Origin of the sequence: Pseudoalteromonas sp. T1lg22 (genome assembly GCF_002964645.1) — a bacterium.
In the GTDB taxonomy this organism is placed as follows: Bacteria; Pseudomonadota; Gammaproteobacteria; order Enterobacterales; family Alteromonadaceae; genus Pseudoalteromonas.
Map to the genome: position 1 here is coordinate 58146 of NZ_PQBY01000013.1, position 18722 is coordinate 76867.

At 50.4% G+C, this 18722-nt stretch carries 14 protein-coding genes and 1 pseudogene; 6 read left to right on the forward strand and 9 right to left on the reverse strand.

The genetic code is table 11. From position 1 onward, the window contains the following. Positions 1-33 precede the first annotated feature (33 nt). Genes C2M24_RS07350 through C2M24_RS07365 form a run of 4 tightly spaced genes read left to right on the forward strand, consistent with a single transcriptional unit; the run spans position 34 to position 3277 of the window. The gene (locus C2M24_RS07350; RefSeq protein ID WP_105213821.1) at positions 34-828 is read left to right on the forward strand and encodes a putative hydro-lyase; all 795 of its coding nucleotides are present in this window, start codon (positions 34-36) and stop codon (positions 826-828) included. A gap of 8 nt (positions 829-836) precedes the next feature. Then, on the forward strand, positions 837-1565 hold the full coding sequence (locus tag C2M24_RS07355; protein ID WP_105213823.1) for a 5-oxoprolinase subunit PxpA: 729 nt from the start codon (positions 837-839) through the stop codon (positions 1563-1565). Further along, a complete protein-coding gene (locus C2M24_RS07360; protein ID WP_105213825.1) occupies positions 1553-2410 on the forward strand; it encodes a glutamate cyclase domain-containing protein in 858 nt (285 codons plus the stop codon). The genes C2M24_RS07355 and C2M24_RS07360 overlap by 13 nt, the downstream gene beginning before the upstream one ends. A gap of 9 nt (positions 2411-2419) precedes the next feature. Continuing rightward, positions 2420-3277, forward strand: coding sequence for an aminotransferase class IV (locus tag C2M24_RS07365; protein ID WP_105213827.1), 858 nt, complete (start codon positions 2420-2422; stop codon positions 3275-3277). A gap of 34 nt (positions 3278-3311) precedes the next feature. On the opposite strand, the gene C2M24_RS07370 is transcribed toward C2M24_RS07365, so the two are convergent. The 3 genes from C2M24_RS07370 to C2M24_RS07380 all read right to left on the reverse strand — a co-directional run bounded on the left by C2M24_RS07370 (position 3312) and on the right by C2M24_RS07380 (position 6377). Continuing rightward, positions 3312-3710, reverse strand: a complete 399-nt coding sequence (locus tag C2M24_RS07370) for a hypothetical protein (RefSeq protein ID WP_105214545.1) — start codon at positions 3708-3710, stop codon at positions 3312-3314. Further along, positions 3710-4075, reverse strand: a complete 366-nt coding sequence (locus tag C2M24_RS07375; protein ID WP_199774421.1) for a hypothetical protein — start codon at positions 4073-4075, stop codon at positions 3710-3712. The genes C2M24_RS07370 and C2M24_RS07375 overlap by 1 nt, the downstream gene beginning before the upstream one ends. A gap of 181 nt (positions 4076-4256) precedes the next feature. After that, a complete protein-coding gene (locus tag C2M24_RS07380; protein WP_105213829.1) occupies positions 4257-6377 on the reverse strand; it encodes a TonB-dependent receptor in 2121 nt (706 codons plus the stop codon). A gap of 239 nt (positions 6378-6616) precedes the next feature. On the opposite strand from C2M24_RS07380, the pseudogene C2M24_RS07385 reads away from it, so the two are divergent. Continuing rightward, positions 6617-8112: pseudogene (locus tag C2M24_RS07385) on the forward strand (dipeptidase). A gap of 59 nt (positions 8113-8171) precedes the next feature. Here the strand turns inward: C2M24_RS07385 and C2M24_RS07390 are convergent. Beyond that, entirely contained in the window at positions 8172-8483 is a 312-nt protein-coding gene (locus C2M24_RS07390) for a monooxygenase (protein WP_105201272.1), read from the reverse strand. A 202-nt stretch (positions 8484-8685) separates the two neighbouring features. Between C2M24_RS07390 and C2M24_RS07395 the strand changes: the two genes are divergently transcribed. Further along, positions 8686-10617 (forward strand): hypothetical protein, encoded by a 1932-nt coding sequence (locus tag C2M24_RS07395; protein ID WP_158683711.1) that lies wholly within the window; start codon positions 8686-8688, stop codon positions 10615-10617. 57 nt (positions 10618-10674) lie between these two features. On the opposite strand, the gene C2M24_RS07400 is transcribed toward C2M24_RS07395, so the two are convergent. The 5 genes from C2M24_RS07400 to C2M24_RS07420 form a co-directional block, all read right to left on the reverse strand. After that, positions 10675-14451, reverse strand: coding sequence for a S8 family serine peptidase (locus C2M24_RS07400; RefSeq protein WP_105213833.1), 3777 nt, complete (start codon positions 14449-14451; stop codon positions 10675-10677). Between the two features lie 401 nt (positions 14452-14852). After that, positions 14853-15491, reverse strand: coding sequence for a hypothetical protein (locus C2M24_RS07405; protein ID WP_105213835.1), 639 nt, complete (start codon positions 15489-15491; stop codon positions 14853-14855). A gap of 255 nt (positions 15492-15746) precedes the next feature. Beyond that, positions 15747-15896 (reverse strand): DUF2986 domain-containing protein, encoded by a 150-nt coding sequence (locus C2M24_RS07410; RefSeq protein WP_105201276.1) that lies wholly within the window; start codon positions 15894-15896, stop codon positions 15747-15749. 82 nt (positions 15897-15978) lie between these two features. Then, positions 15979-16197 (reverse strand): hypothetical protein, encoded by a 219-nt coding sequence (locus C2M24_RS15970; protein WP_158683712.1) that lies wholly within the window; start codon positions 16195-16197, stop codon positions 15979-15981. A 248-nt stretch (positions 16198-16445) separates the two neighbouring features. Further along, on the reverse strand, positions 16446-18632 hold the full coding sequence (locus C2M24_RS07420) for an OsmC domain/YcaO domain-containing protein (protein WP_105213839.1): 2187 nt from the start codon (positions 18630-18632) through the stop codon (positions 16446-16448). Between the last annotated feature and the right edge of the window lie 90 nt (positions 18633-18722).

Genomic DNA, 18722 nt, shown 5'->3' on the forward strand with positions numbered 1-18722 from the left:
TAGGCTGTTAATTTACAGATAAGGCGTATAAAAATGGATACCAATGCCTCGCTAAACACCCCTGCGGATATCCGCAAGCTGATCCGTGGTGGTGATTACACAGGTCATACATCGGGTTTTGCGCCGGGATTTGTCCAGGCAAACCTGGTTATTCTGCCGCAAAAATACGCCTACGATTTCTTACGCTTTTGTCAGGCCAACCCCAAAGCCTGCCCCTTGCTGGGACAAACCGAAGCAGGCGCCCTGGGCCACCCTACTCTGGCTAAAGACCTGGATATTCGCACCGATCTGCCAAAATATCGGGTGTTCGAACATGGCCAGTTGATAGATGAACCGACTCAAATTATTGATATCTGGCGCGATGATCTAGTGAGCTTCTTAATCGGCTGCTCCTTTTCCTTTGAAGAGGCGCTGCTGGCCGATGGCATAGAAATCCGCAATATCAGCGAACATAAAAATGTGCCCATGTATATCACCAATCAAGCCTGCAACGGCGCCGGCCCCTTTGTCGGCAATCAGGTGGTAAGCATGCGCCCGATGAAACCCAAGGATGCCATTCGCGCCATCCAAATTTGCAGTCGCTATCCCAGTGTGCACGGTGCGCCGGTGCATTTTGGCGATCCGGCAGCCATAGGCATCAAGGACATTAATCGCCCCGACTTTGGCGAAGCGGTCAGCATTAAGACGGGAGAAGTACCGGTATTTTGGGCCTGTGGTGTCACCCCACAAGTGGCCATTAGCAATGCCCGCCCGGACTTTTGCATTACCCATAGCCCAGGACATATGCTGGTGCTCGACATCAAAAATACCTCGTTGGCGACGTTTTAGGAGGCAGCATGTTACTGAACTGTGATTTAGGCGAGAGCTTTGGCAGCTGGACCATGGGCGAGGATGAACTGGCCATGGCCCATATCGACTTGGCCAATATCGCCTGTGGCTTTCATGGCGGTGACCCTTTGGTAATGCAACGCACCCTGGCGTTGGCAAAACAATATGGCGTGCGTATTGGCGCTCACCCCAGTTATCCGGATCGCCAAGGCTTTGGCCGCCGCTCCATGGCACTGAGCCCCACCGAACTGATCGCCGATCTTCATTATCAAATTGCCGCCTTGACTGGCATGGCCAAGGTACAAGGGCTGCAAGTGGAATATGTTAAACCCCATGGCGCCCTGTATAACGATATGATGGCCAATGAGTCGGTGTTTGTCAGCGTGCTGCAAGCCGTGGCTCAATATGACCCAAGCCTTAAGTTAATGATTTTAGCGGGCAACAACACCGAAAATTTCAGCGAACTGGCGGCCAAGCAAGACGTCAGCCTGTTGTTGGAAGCCTTTGCCGATCGTCGTTATACCGACGTCGGTACCCTGACGCCGCGCAACCAGGCCGGCAGTGTATTAACCAAAACCGAGATGTTAGAGCAGGTGCAGCAACTGGTCAGTGAGGGGACGGTGCAAACCCATGGCGGTCAAACCCTGCCTTTAAAAGCCGACACCCTGTGTGTTCACGGCGACAACCTGGAAGCGGTCAACGCCATTATCGAGATCCGCGCCCTATGTGCCCGTTAAACAAAGAGCTGCAACTCAGTCGCCACATCGAAGACCTCTTGGTGGCGCGCAACCTGCGCGGTATGGCACAAATACAACCGGCCCTGCAGCCGGGCTATGTGCAGCGCAGCGCAAAAGCCCTGTATCAGGCCGAAGGAAAAATTCTGATCGGCACCGGCTTTTGGGTTGCCGGCACCTTTGAAACCGATGGGCCAGTCGGCGCCATTGCCCTATATTTGGCTCTCAAGGCGCTTGGCAAAGAACCTGTGTTGGTCTGTGGCAACCCCCTTTACAGCAAGCTAAGTGAAGATTTTAATTGTTTTCAACTGCCCTTAAACGATCTGCCCCAGGCAAAAAATCTGGCACAGCAGTACTTCGCTACTGAGCAGGTCGGCTGTGTGCTCGCCATAGAGCGCCCAGGGCTTAATCAGCAAGGCGGCTATTGCAATATGCGTGGCGAGGATATCAGCCATGGCTGTGCCAGTTTCGATCCCTTTATTGAAACCGCGCCCTGCACCAGCATAGCTATTGGCGATGGCGGTAATGAAATAGGCATGGGCAAGGTCGCCTCGGCACTGAGCCAGCTGGACATTATTCCCAGCATAACCAGCTGCGATGAATTGATAGTGGCCGATGTCTCCAACTGGGGTGCCTATGGGCTGATCGCCTTTTTTGCCCTGTGGCAGCAAGAAGATATGCTCGCAGTTATTGACCCGCCGCACTGGTTGGCGTATTTAAGCAAACACGGCAGCGTTGATGGTGTCACCAAACGCAACGAAGCCACCGAAGACAGTCTGGATGCCACCCATGCCCAGGCAGTGATCACAGAATTAAGACGGTTAACGGGCTTTTTGCCCACTGAATGAGGAAACACAATGAGCCAGGTGTATTTAAACGGCGACTATATGGCCCCCGAGGAAGCGAAGATTTCGCCCATGGATCGCGGCTTTCTGTTTGGCGATGGCATCTATGAAGTGATCCCCGCCTACCATGGCAAAATGCTTGGCTTTAATGCCCATATCGAGCGCATGCAACAGGGCCTGGCTGCCATCGAAATCGCCCTTGATTACGGCATCGAGCAATGGCGCGAGATCTGCGAGACCCTGCTAAGCACCAATCCAGGTCCCAACCAGGGCATTTATCTGCACGTTAGCCGCGGCACAGACAGCAAGCGCAATCACGCCTACCCCAGCGGCGTTGCCCCCACGGTATTTGCATTTTGCTTTACCCTGCCCGGCGAGCCCAGCTGCGATGCCGACAAAGCCAGCAGCTATGAAGTCTCTTTAGAGCAAGACAGACGCTGGCAGCGTTGTAACATCAAGTCCACCGCCCTGCTTGGCAACGTAATGCATTACCAAAGCGGCGCCCGTGTAGGTAATAAGGAAACCATTTTATTTAATGCCTTGGGTGAGATCACCGAAGCCAGTTCCAGCAATGTCTTTATCGTCAAAGATGGTGTGATCGCTACGCCACCGCTGGACACGCAAATACTGCCAGGGATCACCCGCTGGTTGATTCTACAAATCGTGCACACGCACAGCGAGCTGCGCATTGAAGAACGAGTGATCACCAAGGACGAACTACTCGATGCCGATGAAGTGTGGATCACCTCGGCCACCAAGGAAGTGGGGCCCGTGCTTAAGGTCGATGGCAAACAGATAGATCAAGGCCGCCCCGGGCCCATGTGGCAAAGAGTGCAGAGCCTCTTTAGCCAGCATAAATTTGACTACTAGGGTCTTGCTACTCGACCCTTGTTCTGAGAATTGCTCAGCCGCCGAATAAACCCGGCGGCTTTTTTATGCTCCGCGGAGCGCCCAGTAAAATAGCGACATGGCAAACACAAATGGCCATAAAGGCACTGAGCCCCAAGGCGCCGCCATAGCCGTTTAGTTTAGGCACCAGGTATTGAAAGAGGGGAGCGAAAATAATGGCCGAGCTGGTCAAAGTATAAAAACCAAAGCGATGGGGAGCGCTCATACCGATAAAGGTGCCACCAAAAAAGACCAGGGCGTAGAGATCCGGATTATCGCTAAATAACCACAACAGGCCATAGGCGAAAATGGCCGACAGCGCCGAGGCACGAATGGCATCAAAACGTTTATGCTGCGCCAGCAAATAGGTGCTGAGGGCGCCAAGCAGTGCCAATATAATGAAGATCAGAGTGATCATAAGACTCCTCGGGTGAGCATAAACAGTGCCACGCTGACAAAAGCCACACCACCGAGCTTGCCGCCGAAACCAGTAAACAGGTTCATGGTCAAGGCATATAAAGAAGTCCCAATTAAGGCCAGCAAGGTCAGTTGCCAGTAATCACCTATCAGCTCAGCCGAGCACATACCGGCAAAGCTACCGGCATAAATAGCCGCTCTTGGATGCATGCCAAAGGCCTGAGTTGAGGGAACAAAGCTGCCCAATAAGCCGGTAATACTGGCTGCCAGCACCACGGGCACGGCAAATTGCGCATGCAAAACAAAGCACAGCGTACAACCGAGTAAAAAGGCCAGATATTTAACGACAAAGAATTTAACCATAGCGGCGTTATTATAAAGCAATCTCACTCACTCTGGATACGACTTGAGCAGGTAAAATAGCAGATGTATTTCGTTGTCGTTCGGCCTTTGCCTTGTAGGTCGGGATTTTATCCCGACAAAAGGTGCGATGCCGTTCCGATGTCGGCGCAAAGCACCGACCTACAAAGGCAAAACGCGAAGCCTAGAAGTTAATCTGATAAGACGCCGAGAAGGTACGTCCTATGCCCTTAAAGTTACGCTTGTCGTTCGGGCTCGATTGCGAGTAATAGGTGTAATAGTCGGTGTTGGTCAGGTTTTGAATACCCAAGGTCACCACCCCGGAAAACGCCTCTACATTGGCACTGAGGTCCACCGTGGTATAGCCGTCGAATTCGTTGACCACCTCACCTTGAGCATTGTCTACATCGCGGTCAAACAGATGATTAACCTGTAAACGCGTGCTTAGGGTGTCCGTCCAATCCCTGTCCCAACTGGCGTTAACGCGATTCGGAGCGATATTAGTGCCGCCTAAATCACTGTCGACACGCCCATCCTGGTTCGAGTCATAACGACCGTCGGAGCTGGCAAAACGCAGCCCCAGTTTATCTACTGCCGTGGCCAGATAGTTAATACGAAACTCGATGCCATCAACCTCGGTTTTCTCGCGCTTAACGGTATAAATGCCATCGTCACCGCGCTGTAAGCGCTGACCAAAATCCGAGTCTGAGGTGTAATAAGCCAGTTGCGCCTGTACCAGGTCGCCACCGTATTCCAGGCCGATTTCGGTGTTTTCCGTCAGAATGGGCTTAAGGTCGAGGAAGGTTTCCACGCTTTGCCCCGGGACATTGATGCCACGCAGCACACGACCGACGTCCGGCATTGAAAAGGCTTCCGAGTAATTGGCAAAGGTGCGCCAGTCGCCGGTTAAACGATAGGTGGCGCCCAGGTTATACAAGGTTTGTGAAAACTCCGGCTTACCGCCGGCAACAAATTGACTGCCGTAAGAGGCCAAGGTGGTAAAGTCATCCACTTCCAGTTTTGACTTTTCGTAGCGGATACCGGCGCTGACACTCAACGGCGAATCACCGGCATATTCCAACTGTGCATAGGGCGCATAGTTGCGGTATATAGTCGGCGGCACCCAGGCTCGGCCGGTTTGAATAAGCGCCTGCCAGGTTTCGTCTTCGAGTAAATCCAAACCATAAACCAGGCTTAGCGGTTCAAAAACAAAGTTTTCTTTAACCAAGGTGATCTTCATGCCGGTTTTTTCAGAGTTATTCTGCGACTGATCGATCAGATCCGGGCCATACGCCGGGTCCTGGAAGGTCGCTAAAGGAGTGGCTTCGGCGCCATAGGTGGCGGCAAAATCCTGGCGGAATAACTGCACCGATAAACGCTGAGAGAAGAAGTCCTGCTTGGAATAGTTCAGGCTCATGGTGGTCACCTTGTTTTGAGCCGCATCGCCATTGATTGTGCCTTTTTCGGCGCTGCTGGGAATATCCGCATCGACATCGCCGGGCACAGAAATCCAGTCATTCTTGCCTTCGATTTGATAGCGGTTAAACATCAGCTCTAAGCGCGAGTCGTCCCATTCATAACCGGCCTTTAAAAAACCATCAAAGGTATCGGCGTCCATGGTATCGCCCTGGGTATTATCCACCCCGATCAGCTTGCCATCGGCATCATACGACATGCCGCTGGTACGCCAGCTTACACCGGCCAGCACATCGGCATTATCCCAGCGATTAGACAGGCTGTAGTTAACACCCACACTGCCCTCGGACAGCTTGTCGCTTTGCACTGTGGTATCAAAGCGCAGCTGTTGCTCCAAGCCACCGGTAGGCTTTTTGGTGATCAGGTTAATGATCCCGCCGGCGGCGCCCAGACCATGAATGGCATTGGCACCGTGCAGCACCTCAACGCGCTCAAGGAAAAAAGGGTCTATGGTATGGCCGTCACGGCCGCCGCTGCGCAGCGGGTTCGATTGCGGCACACCGTCAATCAAGTACAAGGGTTTACGGCCGCGCAGGCTCTCACCGGCACTGGTCATCTTCTGGCGACTTGGCGAAAAACTCGGGATCAGATTTCCCAGCACGGTGGAAATATCATGCTGTAGCGACAACTGTTGCTGCAGCTCAGATTCATCAATAACGGTAATGGTATTAGGGATCTGGCTTAGCGGCCTTTCAATACGCGAGGCGGTAACCACTATGGTTTCCACCGGTTCGGCCGACTCCTTGGAGCCTTGCTCGGCAAGCGCGTTGTTAGTGATAAGTGGACCTGCGAGAATTGCGAAACACAGCTTCGACAGCTTGAACTTCATGACCTTGTCCTTACTAGCTAAATGGCTGGGGGGAAATATAATGCCGACAATGTAAATGATAACTACTATCATTTCAACATTTGTTTTTGTTTTCTCAATAATGGGGAATTAGGCGTTTAACCCTGTATCTTGAGTAAATATATGTGTCGGCATACACAGCAAAAACTGGCCTCAAAGCTTAAGCTGGCGTTACAATCCAAGTCGTTAACGCACATCAACATCAAGGAATAACAGTGAAAATCTCTATTTTGGCTTCGGCCCTGGCGTTACTCAGTACGGCATCTCTGGCGGCCACGGTTGGCAGTGACAAAGATGCAGTGGCGCACTACGCCCTAGACCAGTACCAGGAAGCACAAATTCATACCTTGGCAAACCTGGTCTCTTTCCCCACGGTTAATACCCAGGATCTAAAAGCGCCGGATAACCCAGCCTTTATCGGCTTTAAAAACTACTTAAAGATGAAGGCGGATCAGTTTGGTTTCGACTATCAGGATTTCGGCTATACGGTACTGATTGGCATGGGTGAACAAAGCGAAAAAGTCACCATAGTCACCCATGGCGACGTGCAACCGGCGGATGCCAGTAAATGGACCAAAAGCCCGTTTGAGCTAGATAAAACCACAGAGCCGGGCAAGCTGATCGCCCGTGGCAGTGAAGACGATAAGGGCGCCATCGCCACCGCCTTATATGCCATGAAAGCGATAAAAGACAAGGGCATAGAGCTTGATAACCGCATCGAGCTGATGGTTTACCTGGCCGAGGAATCGGATTGGGGTCCTATTAAAGAGTTTATGAAAACCTATAATCAGCCCAAGTATGCGGTCACCATAGACGCCAGCTACCCCGTGGTAGTGGCAGAAAAAGGCTGGAGCCTGATTGCCCCAACCTTTAGCGGCACCAACCCAAGCGAGGGCCTGTATGCCTCTCACCTTAAAGGCGGTGCCTTTGTCAGTCAAATTCCCGAAGATGCGAGCGTGATCCTGCATAACGCCGACGCCAGACCAAAACCCAGCTACAGCGCAATATCAGCGCCTTACAAGGGGTTAAGGTGTCCATGGTCGAGCAAGAAGATGGCCTGCATATTCGTGTAAAGGGCTCTTCGGCCCATTCATCCGAGCCGGAAGCGGGCGTTAACGCCATTGCCCACCTGGGGGCCATCTTTGATGGTGTCGCCCTAGCCACCAACAGCGATGGCCAGGCACTGATGTTTATTAATGAACTCATTGGCCTAGGTTTATATGGCAAGCAGTTTGGTGATATCGCCTACGAGCATGACTTTATGGGTCCGCTGACGGTGGCCGCTACGCTGCTAAGTCGCGATGCGCAAAATAACGACATCACCTTATCGGTGAATCTGCGCCGCCCCATGGGTAAAGATGCCGACTTGCTGGCACAGCAGATCGACAGCGCTCTTAAAACCTGGCAGCAGCAACATCAGGTAACCTTAAGTAATGTAGAAGTAGAACTTGGCACCCCCATGTTGCTAGATAATGCCCCGCACGCCCAGGCGCTGCTGGATATTTTCAAGCACTACACAGGGGATCAGGATGCCTCTTTTGTCTCCATCGGCGGCGGCACCAATGCCAAGCTGTTCGATAATGCCGTTTCCTTCGGTCCATCCATGCCGGGCAAGCCTTACACCGGCCACTCGGAGCATGAATTTATTACCGAGGAGCAACTGGCACTCAACCTGAAAATGTACACCGCCATGATGCTCACCCTGGGCAAGATGTAACCACAAAAAAGCCCACGAAAGTGGGCTTTTTTATATACATTGCTGCCAATAACTGACGGTTAGGCTGGGACGAGTGGTCCCTTATTGATAAGCGTCAGCGCTTCGTTGACATCAAATAGTTTGCCACGCACCTCATCAATCCCCATTTTCTTCAGGCGCGCTGAGTGCATTGCCAAATAATTCCTGGCACTGGTTTCATCTGTAAACAGATAGATACCGCCACCTAGCTGCTCAAGTTCACTTTCGGTCCAAATCTTCCAGATCATGCCCGGTTCATCATTAATAGACTTAGCCAGTTCAACCAGCGCATCCGCCATTTGCTTTCCATACGGGCCATTATATTGAAAGTCGACTTGCAGCAATTTTGCCATCTCAACATCTCTTTAAATTAATCCTGCGTTCATTTTCACCCATAATAAACAGAAACAAAAGCCCGTTCAGTTTCGCTCGCACCTAAACTGTAATCTTTGTTGGACAACACTCTGTACACAGAGGGTATAAGCTTGTTTTACAACCAAATTAGATTAACAATGGCGTTATAATGTCATGCTCAAAGAATAAGCAAGGAAAGCAATGAGAAAAATGATTTTGATGTTGGGGGCTCTGGCCTTAATCGGCCTTAGCATCTATTTGCTCATGCCCTCGCAGGAGCAGCCACACATTGCCGAGGGAGCGACCCCCTCCGGCACTCAACGCCCAGAGCAACAAAGCGTCTCCACCGCCGCACAGACACCCACAAAGCGTTACCAGCCCGAGCCCTTTCCCGAGCAAACCCTTAATAGCGAGCTGTGTGAGAACGTAAAGGATCTGTTTAATCAGCACCATTACCAGAACCGTCAGCAACTGGAACTCTTGGCCGCCCGCGCCTTAAAGCAGGGCCATAGCCTGGACGATATTAGCCTGGCACTGTGGGCCGCCGGCATGGATGAAAGAGCCCTCGACCACTGGCACAACAGGACCGCCTCCTTTCAGGCGACTCTAAAGATGCGGCCAGTGCTCAAGGGTTATATTCAAAAAAATATCCCAGCCAATACACAAACAGAGGTTGAAACAGCCCAAGCTCAGACCATGGCGTCTTTTGTCGAGAGTCTCGACGAGCTGCCGATGCAAATGCAGCAAGAGCAATACTTGCCTTCTAGCTTTCCCATAGAATATCTGTATAGGCATACCCTGGAGCAAAAAGACTTTGAAGCGCTAATCGTCAATAATGCGCCAGCCCATGAGCTGGTACAAAAAATCAAAGATATGGTTTATGACGTGGATAGCGCCTTGGTGAACGACCCACACCTCACTCCCCTTAAGCTTTCTTTTACCACCTTGCTGATGATGGGAAAAACCGAAGCGGCGGCCATGCTTACCGAGCAATACCCCCTGGCCTTTCGCAATGACTCCCTGTTTATCAGTGACATGCAGCACGCGGTACTAGAGCATATTGAAGCCTTTGGCAGCACATTTACCGATGCTCATGCCCTGTCCCGGTTGATTGAGGGCACGCAACTAGGTAGCAAACACTACTATTACCATAGCCGAGGGCAGCAAGGGCTAAATCGCACCCCGGCCGTCTTAAGCCAATTGGGTATCAATATTGATATATCTCCTTTAAGCGATTTACCACGGGATGCCGGGAGCACACCACTGAAATTCGATGCGGGCGCCGCCTTGGACGAGCAGCAACAGGCACAATTAGAGGCCTGCTCGGCGCGCAATAAATGGTTTAAGGAGAGGGAAAAACCCGTCGAGCAATGGCAAGCCTTTGCCGAATCAGCCTTTGTTGAAAAGGTGATCCAGTCGCCCGAGTATGAATACTGCCAACGCCATAATGATGCGGATATCAAGCTGTTTATCAATGACACCGCGGCCTTGCTGGTTAGCCTGACGCAGAAAAAGCCTTTGGCCGAGCTGATCAGCCTGGAGCTGGATAACCTCAATTTACCGCCTCTGTCCGAGCAACAAAAAACGGCAATGAGCCTGTTTATCTCCTCGGTCGCGGTGCGTGACAACAAGCTTACAGAGCAGGAAATAGTAAACAAACTCAGTAACGTCGGGCTGGCACCCGATATTGAGGCTGACCAAGTAATGGCGCAGTTTGCCGGCAATAAAGAGCTGACCCTGTGGTTAAAAACCTTCTCCCATATCCCCCAGAAAACGGCCTTTGAGCTAGCCAACGCGGTCGCCGCCAAAGGCCACATTGCGCAATATAAATTGCTCGAGCCTTACTTAGATGCAACTAATGGGGAGCGCTTGGACCCGCTGTATTTTGTGCTCAAAAACTATCGTTTAGAGCGCTATCTGCCGCCCGAGTCAAAGACCGAGAGGCCAATCAGTTACCGCCGCTTTTTAGAGTACCTGAGGGATAATGGCGCCGAGATACAGCCCCACCACCTGCGTCTGATGATGAAACACAGATTTGAGCAGCCCGAGATGTACCAGCACCTAGTCAACCAACTGCCAGGGCTGGTGGTAAGCGATAATAATGACTATTTCGCCGTCAGCTGCCAAGAGTAATAAACATTAAAAAAGCCGCCCAAACGCGGGCGGCTTTTATTTCTTGAGACAGAACACTTACTTCAGCATGTAAGCACGCATTGTTAATTGCTCTGCTGTGCTGGTGCCATAGTTAGCCATTTCCACACGCAGGTGTACAAATTCACCCGCTGGAGCGTCGTTTGGTACAATCGCAACCCACTCGCCATCTAGCTGTGTGATCTCCGCATCTACCCAGCTCTCAGGGGAGAATTTCGCCGTCACAGGGCAGTATATAAAGGCTGGAATATCGCTCATACCACACTCCTGGCCATAACCATATTGCAGTTTCACGTCCGCCAGTGATACCTCACCTTCGCCATCCAAAATCGCGGAAAGCTTAATATGGGCCGGCTCTCCCGCAGGCATGGCATTGTTGATGTCTACAGGCACATCGACAACAGGCATCAGGATAGGCTGAATACCTTGTATTGTGTCGTCAGTGGTGAAGCTATATTTACCTTCATAAAGCGACCCTAATGCGTCATTCACGGGGGAACGCTCGCCTACACCGCGGGCGTAAGAGCGCATTGACAAGCTCACTTGGTTACTGCCGTGCTCAAGTGTCAAGGTGCCCTGGTAAGGCGATGTACTCTGACCATTTACCATTAAGCCATAGGCTGAACGGCCATCATAGCCAAAAATACCATCGTGCCCCGCAGCGTCACCGAATGCAGCCATGTTAAAAGACAAGACATTGGTGTCTCTGCTGATAATTGGAATACCGCTGGTACCTAAGCTACCCATACGAGGGCCTTTAAGCCAAGTCGTTGTTTCCTCACCCGGCGTCATAATACGTGCACCATCAAAATACGCCCCTGCGCTACGCATTTGGTAATTCGGCATGACGATGTTTGTCCACGCATTTTTAGTAGTCGCACTGAAGTACTCATCACGCTCAACAGGCAACATGATCAGCTGTGAACTACCCGTTGAGTAGAACTCGCCGGTGCTGTTGGTCATCGCCATCACGTCAGTCCAAGCCGGACGCTCATCACCTTGCGAGTGATATTGACTCTCGATTTTGCGCATCTTGTGCTCTTGCAACACAATTTGCCCTGCGTCGATGCGACCGTCCGTAATGTGGTTGATAGAGTAGGCATAGGGTGAGCGCTCTGCAGCAATACCCGACCAGCTTACGGTGTTACGACCTGCTGCAATTTCTGCTGCAAGCTGTTCACCCTCGGCAGTACTGATGCCAATCACAGGCACTTTTGGCGTACCCGTGATACTCCCTTTGTAACGACCATCGCGACCCGGGCGGTAGAAAATAACGCCCATTGCACCGTGCTTCATGGCGTTACCCACCATATAACTGGTTAGGTAGTTAGGGTTGGCAATAAGGGCTATTTTACCTTCCAGGTCGAATTGGCTCCAATCGGTGCTGTAGCCTGCATCACCTACTGGCACTACTTCCGCTGAACCTTCACCATGAAACGACAGCGCTAAACCTTGTTTGATGTAATCAAACTCGGTGCCGTTTTCCATCATTACCTTGGTTTCAGGTGCCACGGCACGTGTGGTAATGAAAGAGCGGAAACGGTCGTCATGGCCTTGTGACCATGCGTACATGTCGTTTACATAGTCTGGCGCCAGCTCCATCGCCGCAAGCTTAGCTTGTTTGTTGTCATCCAGCGCGTAGGTAAAGCCAAATGAGTAACCTTGAGGGTCAAGTGGCTGCTCCGCTTTGAAGGTCACAGGCTGCGCGTTACGGGCATCAAAGTTTAATACCGTTGCGCTTTCAATCTTGCGATCCAAAATCGCCATCTGTGCCGCAGACTCAACTAAACCCGAGCTCGAGTTTGCGTTATCAAAGGTCATGATGTTGGCGATAATGCTATAGTTGCCGGTGGGTACCTTTACCTCGGCTTTACCGCCATTTAGACGCAATAAGCTGCCCCAATCGTCCTCTTCGTTAATTAAATACACTTTCGAAGGAAACGACGCACGGTTGCCCCAGCGATCGGTCAAATTAACCGTCAGTGACACTTGTGGCTGATCAACCCAGAAAGAAACTGGCACCGTGATTTGCTCGTCTTCACCGCCAACAGCTGTACCCGTTATTTTACCTGTGATAGCACCGTATGCACCGTCGCGCATTGCCACTGATGGGTCAATCCACACTGGTACATCAACCTGGCCATTCGCTGGCACTGTGACGGATTTAACGCCCAGACCAGCAACCGTTGCCGGAAGCTGCGTTTTACCATCTTCACCGATCAGATCTAAATTAAGCTTGAATGTAATTTCTTCACTTGTGGTGTTTTCAAACGTCACGCTACTTTCGGTGTACGCATCATTCTGGCCATATCCGAAATAACCCAACTCACGGTTAGGCTGTGCGATCACCGCCTGCTTAATCGCACGATTGATGTCCATTGCACCTGCACCCTGCTCTAGTACGTGCGCATCTGATGTGAATACCGATGATGTGAGTACTTTTTTCACATCTCTAGGCGATAAATCAGCACGTGCTTGCATCACCATAGCCGCACCGCCGGCTACATGCGGTGCTGACATCGAGGTGCCTGAAAGCGCTCGATAGGCCGTCGCACCTTGACCACCCGAAGCGGCGGCGACTACCGCCACACCTTGTGAGGCAATATCAGGTTTCGCTGAGTGGCCATCCGGAGATGGGCCGCGCGAAGAGAAAGAAGCCGTGTTGCCATCGCGATCGAGCGCACCGACAGTCAGTGCGCTTGGTGCACAGCCCGGAGAACCCACTGTTTCACGAGTAAAACTATTACCCGCAGAAATTACGAATAAGGCGCGATCGCTCAGTGCTTCAACCATATCAACAAGCGGACCATCACATGAGGTAGCCGAGCCACCCAATGACATATTGACGATATCCGCGTTTTCCGACATGACCGCCCATTGCATACCACTGAGGATAGAGTACATAGAGCCACCACCTGTGTTGCCCAGTACTTTACCAATTACCAGGTCCGCCCCTGGCGCTACACCTACCCACTTGCCATTCGATTCAGCGCCAGAGCCTGCAACCGTAGATGCTGTGTGTGTGCCATGACCATTGGTGTCATCCACACCATTTGCCGAATAGGTAAAGTCTCGAGATGCGATGACCCGCCCCTGAAGGTCAGAATGCTCAATGTCGTAACCCGTATCGAGTACGGCAACCGTCACACCCGCACCCGAATAATGACGCGCAACATCGCCATATGCGCCAGTTAAAGGCACCGTAGGGGTCAATGTTTCTGATTCGCTCACTTTATGGGCGAACACGGCCGCATCAAGCCAGACAGCATCCACATCGCCTTGGGCCACAAGTGCTGAAAACACTTCCGCCGCTTTGCTCTTGTCAATGCTCAAGGCTGCACTGTCGATTAGTTCTATTTCGCCCGTTAGCGATGTACCCGCTAACTGCTTAGGCGTTGCCGCCCCCGCTAGAGTGCCATCGTGATATTCAACGATAACAGGCAACTCGTGGGTGACTTCATCCGCATAACCAGACGCGTACAGCTTATTAATGTTAAATAGTTCTAAATCTATCGCACCCGAGTCTACCCACTCTTGTGCTTGGCTTGGCATTACATACGTATTGCCGCCGCGCTTGAAAATGCTGGTGATCACTTCATTGCCGTCTTTACCCAGCATGCGAATACCGCCAAGCTCACCTTGCTTATTCACTACGGCTGACACTTTATCGCCAGTAATGAGTGTAAAAGTAAGTGCCTGCGCACTTGTGTTACCAGCCAACTCATCACCTTGTGCCAGCACCGGCTGAGCCAAACCTAAACTCAACATAGCAAGGTAGGTCGCTTTTAAACGTCCAAACCTACGTGGTTGTTTCATCTTAGACATCCTATATATGGTTATTTTTATTGCTTACAGAGCGTGTAACCCGCTCTTAAAATAAACGTATTCATATTGTCATATGAATGCGATCAACCTTTTTAAGTTATCGGCTAGGACAAAATGCAACCATCAAATTTGTGTACCATTTTGTTCACATTTTGTATCAAAACATCACAGCCTGGCAGGCTTCAGCCGGAAGGTTTGCAAAGAGGTGGGTGCGAAAATTGCGCCTAATAGGAAGGTATTGGGAAAGGCTGGTAAGAAATGTAAGGGACAGGGCTGACGGCAAGAACTACTTGTACACTTGCCCTAGAAGCCAACCCTTTTTAAGTCATCTCGGAACGAAAATTCGTGGTAATAGGCACAAATATAAATGAAATTGAGCTGTGTCAATTCCGCTAAAGCTGGTTGATTTTAATACGAATTTGACCGTTGTTGCCGGCCGGGATCACCTCGTTTTCCACCACCTTGCGACGGCGATTAACGCTGCTTTGATGGCCTACGATCACATACTTTTTCTCTACTACGGGCGTGTCGACCATCAAGGGTAAGTCAATCGACTCGGGCAATTGCTCGGAGTCGAGTAAGTAGGTGGCTTTGCCGATAATATCCACGTCTTCGTCATCGCCAAGGACGTCAATGACGGATTTGCCCACGGTATTGGTGATCTTACCCACATAGGCACTGCCAAAGCCGCCGGTAAAAATGCCCAGGGTCGAGCCAAGAATACTGTGCAACAACTTTTTAAATGACGCCTGCGCCTTGGAATCTTTATCGACGCTGCAGGCCTCGATAGAAAGCTGGGCCTTGCCCCGCAATGGCGTTTTAAACAAAATAGCTTTATCGAAGTCGCTGTCCCAGTCGGTCGGCAGCTCGGCGGTCGAGAGCACGGTTTTCACCGACTCTATGGCCGAAATCCCTTCCGCCGGATAGCTCAGCACAAAACGAAACAAGTTAATGTCTTCGGCACCGTCCATAGGGCCGCGTTTGTGTAACATCAGCTCGGCAATAGCGAGCTGAATGATCTTCTTTTCCATAATTTCCCTGCGTACATTAGCTAAATTATAACCGCTAAAAGCCTATATGAGCGCCGGGAAATATGCCAGCCAATTAAAAAATTAAACAGGGAAAGCAATCAGTTAGGCTAATTTTAAAGACGCCTAACGCCTAGATGCATGAGATAAAAATCGCGCCTTAAGCTGGCGATAAGGGTAAACAACGACTAGTCCGCCGTCGGCTGCGAATAGTCGAATGTATTTTTATTGATATCGCGTATTAGTATGCGTGGGGAATTACTCTTGTGACGCCGTATTCTCTTGTTGCTCTAACTTTTCTCGCTCTGCTTTTGAGATATAGGCTGGTTTATTGCTTTTATGCAATTTTGCATTCGCACGTTTGTCTTTGGCTTTGAGCTTGGTGAAAATTTTCTTTTTACGGTTCATTGTTTCGATGCTTGGTTTAGATATGTGATTGATGACGTCGCTCTCTATTATACCCTGCAATTGCTGTTTAGGCCGACATGTTTTAAATAACAAACTCGGACATCCACTTTAACTCAGACATCCACTTTAACTCAGACATCCACTTTAACTCAGACATCCACTTTAACTCAGACATCCACTTTAACTCAGACACCCACTTTAACTCAGACACCCACTTTAACTCAGACACCCACTTTAACTCGGACACCCACCTTAACTCAGACACCCACTTTAACTCGGACACCCGCTTTAACTCAGACATCCACCTTAACTCAGACACCCACCTTAACTTAGACACCCACTTTAACTTGGACACCCACTTTAACTTGGACACCCACTTTAACTTGGACACCCACTTTAACTTGGACACCCACTTTAACTTGGACACCCACTTTAACTTAGACACCCACTTTAACCTTTACTAAAACAGCCAACAAAAAAGCGAACCACTGGGGTTCGCTTTTTAGATTTAATTCAACGCCTTACTAATGGGCATTAAACTTATTCACGCTAGCCTTTGTTGAACAGGTCAGCACGGGCTTTGTGGATCTTTTTATAGCTCTCGAGTAAACGCAGGTGCTTGTCCAAGCCTTCAAGCTTCATATTGGTTGGTGTTAGGCCGTGGAAACGCACCTCACCGGTGACCAAGCCCACGGCATTTTCCATGGTCTCTTTACCAAACATGCGTGAGAAGTTATGGATAAAATCATCCAATTCCAGCTCTTCATCCAGGGTTACTTCCAGCACCGCGCTTACGGCTTGATAGAACAAGCCACGCTCAACCGTGTTGTCGTTATATTGCAAGAAGTCACCGACCAACTCCATGGCTTCTTCCAATTCACCAAGTGCTAAGTAAATCAAAATCTTAAGCTCAAGGATGGTTAACTGACCCCATACGGTGTTTTCATCAAACTCAACACCGATAAGGGTGATGATGTCGATGTAGTTATCAAGCTGGCTTTCTTCCAAACGCTCTACCAAGGCGGCCAGTGCATCATCCGAGAGCGAGTGCAGATTCAAGATATCTTCACGGTATTGCAATGCCTTGTTGGTGTTATCCCAAATCAGGTCCTCCACCGGGTACACCTCAGAAAAGTCCGGCACAAGAATACGACACGCACTGCCGATTTCTGTAAATTCAGCAATATATGCTTCTTTACCAAGCGCTTTCAAAATACCAAACAAAGCTTCGCTTTCTTCTTCATTAGTACCCGAGAAATCCCATTCAACAAAGTCGTAATCCGCTTTGGCGCTGAAGAAACGCCATGAGATCACACCGCTTGAGTCGATAAAGTGCTCGACGAAGTTTTCCGGCTCAGACACCGCCATGGAGTTAAATGTTGGCTTCTGTACATCGTTCAAACCTTCAAAGCTGCGACCTTGCAGTAATTCGGTCAGGCTGCGCTCTAACGCAACTTCCAGGCTTGGGTGCGCACCGAATGAGGCAAATACGCCACCGGTTCTTGGGTTCATCAGGGTCACACACATAACCGGGAATTGACCACCCAGTGAGGCGTCTTTAATAACAATCGGGAAGCCCTGCTCTTCAAGCTTTTCGATGCCCTCAACTATGTCCGGGTACTTGGCCAGCACCTCTTGCGGTACGTCCGGCAGAACAATTTCCTGCTCAATGATCTGGCGTTTAATGGCACGCTCAAAGATCTCAGACAAACACTGCACCTTGGCCTCATTGAGGTTATTCCCCGCACTCATACCATTGCTTAGGAACAGGTTCTCAATCAGGTTTTGCGGGAAGTAAACCGTTTCGCCGTCCGAATGACGAGTGTACGGAATTGAGCACACACCACGGTCCACACGGCCGGAGTTGGTGTCGATTAAATGCGACGCTTGCAGTTCGCCGTCCGGGTTGTAAATCTCTAAACAGTAGTCGTCTAAGATACCTTCCGGCAGGGCATCGTCTGCACCCGCTTTAAACCATTTTTCATTAGGGTAATGGACAAAGTCGCTGTATGCGATTTCTTCACCTAGGTACTGATCGTTGTAGAAAAAGTTGCAGCTTAAACGTTCGATAAATTCACCCAGCGCAGAGCAAAGCGCACTTTCTTTAGTCGCACCCTTACCGTTAGTGAAACACGCAGGTGAAGCCGCATCACGGATGTGCAAAGACCATACATGGGGAACGATATTGCGCCACGAGGCCACTTCAACCTTCATACCCAAGTCGGCCAGCATGGCGGTCATGTTCTGAATTGTTTGCTCTAGCGGCAGGTCTTTACCCAAGATGTAGGTGCTGTGATCAAGGTCGGCCTCAACCATCAACATGGCCTGGGCATCTTTGTCGATATTATCTACAGGGTCGATTTGGAACTCGGGCCCGGTTTGCACCACGCGTTTAACCGTGCAACGCTCGATTGAGCGCAAAATACCCAGGCGGTCTTTATCAGAAATGCTCTCTGGTAACTCAACCTGAATTTTGAAGATCTGATTGTAGCGGTCTTCCGGGTCGATAATGTTGTTTTGCGAAATGCGGATACCGTCGGTCGAAATCTCTCGACTGTTGCAATACACCTTCACAAAGTAAGCTGCGCACAAAGCAGATGATGCCAGGAAGTAGTCAAACGGGCTTGGCGCCGAGCCATCACCTTTGTAGCGGATCGGCTGATCGGCTATCACGGTGAAGTCATCAAACTTGGCTTCTAGCCTGAGGTTGTCGAGAAAATTAACTTTAATTTCCATGAGTTATCGCTACCCTAAAAATCGCAATGACCGAGCTTGCCAACGCTGCTGGGCAGACTAGGTGGCAATGTCGGTCAATCTAATGAATTT

What these genes read in the sequence shown, in the direction of transcription:
- C2M24_RS07350 (WP_105213821.1), top strand. Translation starts at nt 34, where the DNA reads ATGGATACCAATGCCTCGCTAAACACCCCTGCGGATATCCGCAAGCTG.
- C2M24_RS07355 (WP_105213823.1), top strand. Translation starts at nt 837, where the DNA reads ATGTTACTGAACTGTGATTTAGGCGAGAGCTTTGGCAGCTGGACCATG.
- C2M24_RS07360 (WP_105213825.1), top strand. Translation starts at nt 1,553, where the DNA reads ATGTGCCCGTTAAACAAAGAGCTGCAACTCAGTCGCCACATCGAAGAC.
- C2M24_RS07365 (WP_105213827.1), top strand. Translation starts at nt 2,420, where the DNA reads ATGAGCCAGGTGTATTTAAACGGCGACTATATGGCCCCCGAGGAAGCG.
- C2M24_RS07375 (WP_199774421.1), bottom strand. Translation starts at nt 4,075, where the DNA reads ATGGTTAAATTCTTTGTCGTTAAATATCTGGCCTTTTTACTCGGTTGT.
- C2M24_RS07380 (WP_105213829.1), bottom strand. Translation starts at nt 6,377, where the DNA reads ATGAAGTTCAAGCTGTCGAAGCTGTGTTTCGCAATTCTCGCAGGTCCA.
- C2M24_RS07390 (WP_105201272.1), bottom strand. Translation starts at nt 8,483, where the DNA reads ATGGCAAAATTGCTGCAAGTCGACTTTCAATATAATGGCCCGTATGGA.
- C2M24_RS07395 (WP_158683711.1), top strand. Translation starts at nt 8,686, where the DNA reads ATGAGAAAAATGATTTTGATGTTGGGGGCTCTGGCCTTAATCGGCCTT.
- C2M24_RS07400 (WP_105213833.1), bottom strand. Translation starts at nt 14,451, where the DNA reads ATGAAACAACCACGTAGGTTTGGACGTTTAAAAGCGACCTACCTTGCT.
- C2M24_RS07405 (WP_105213835.1), bottom strand. Translation starts at nt 15,491, where the DNA reads ATGGAAAAGAAGATCATTCAGCTCGCTATTGCCGAGCTGATGTTACAC.
- C2M24_RS07410 (WP_105201276.1), bottom strand. Translation starts at nt 15,896, where the DNA reads ATGAACCGTAAAAAGAAAATTTTCACCAAGCTCAAAGCCAAAGACAAA.
- C2M24_RS15970 (WP_158683712.1), bottom strand. Translation starts at nt 16,197, where the DNA reads ATGTCTGAGTTAAAGCGGGTGTCCGAGTTAAAGTGGGTGTCTGAGTTA.
- C2M24_RS07420 (WP_105213839.1), bottom strand. Translation starts at nt 18,632, where the DNA reads ATGGAAATTAAAGTTAATTTTCTCGACAACCTCAGGCTAGAAGCCAAG.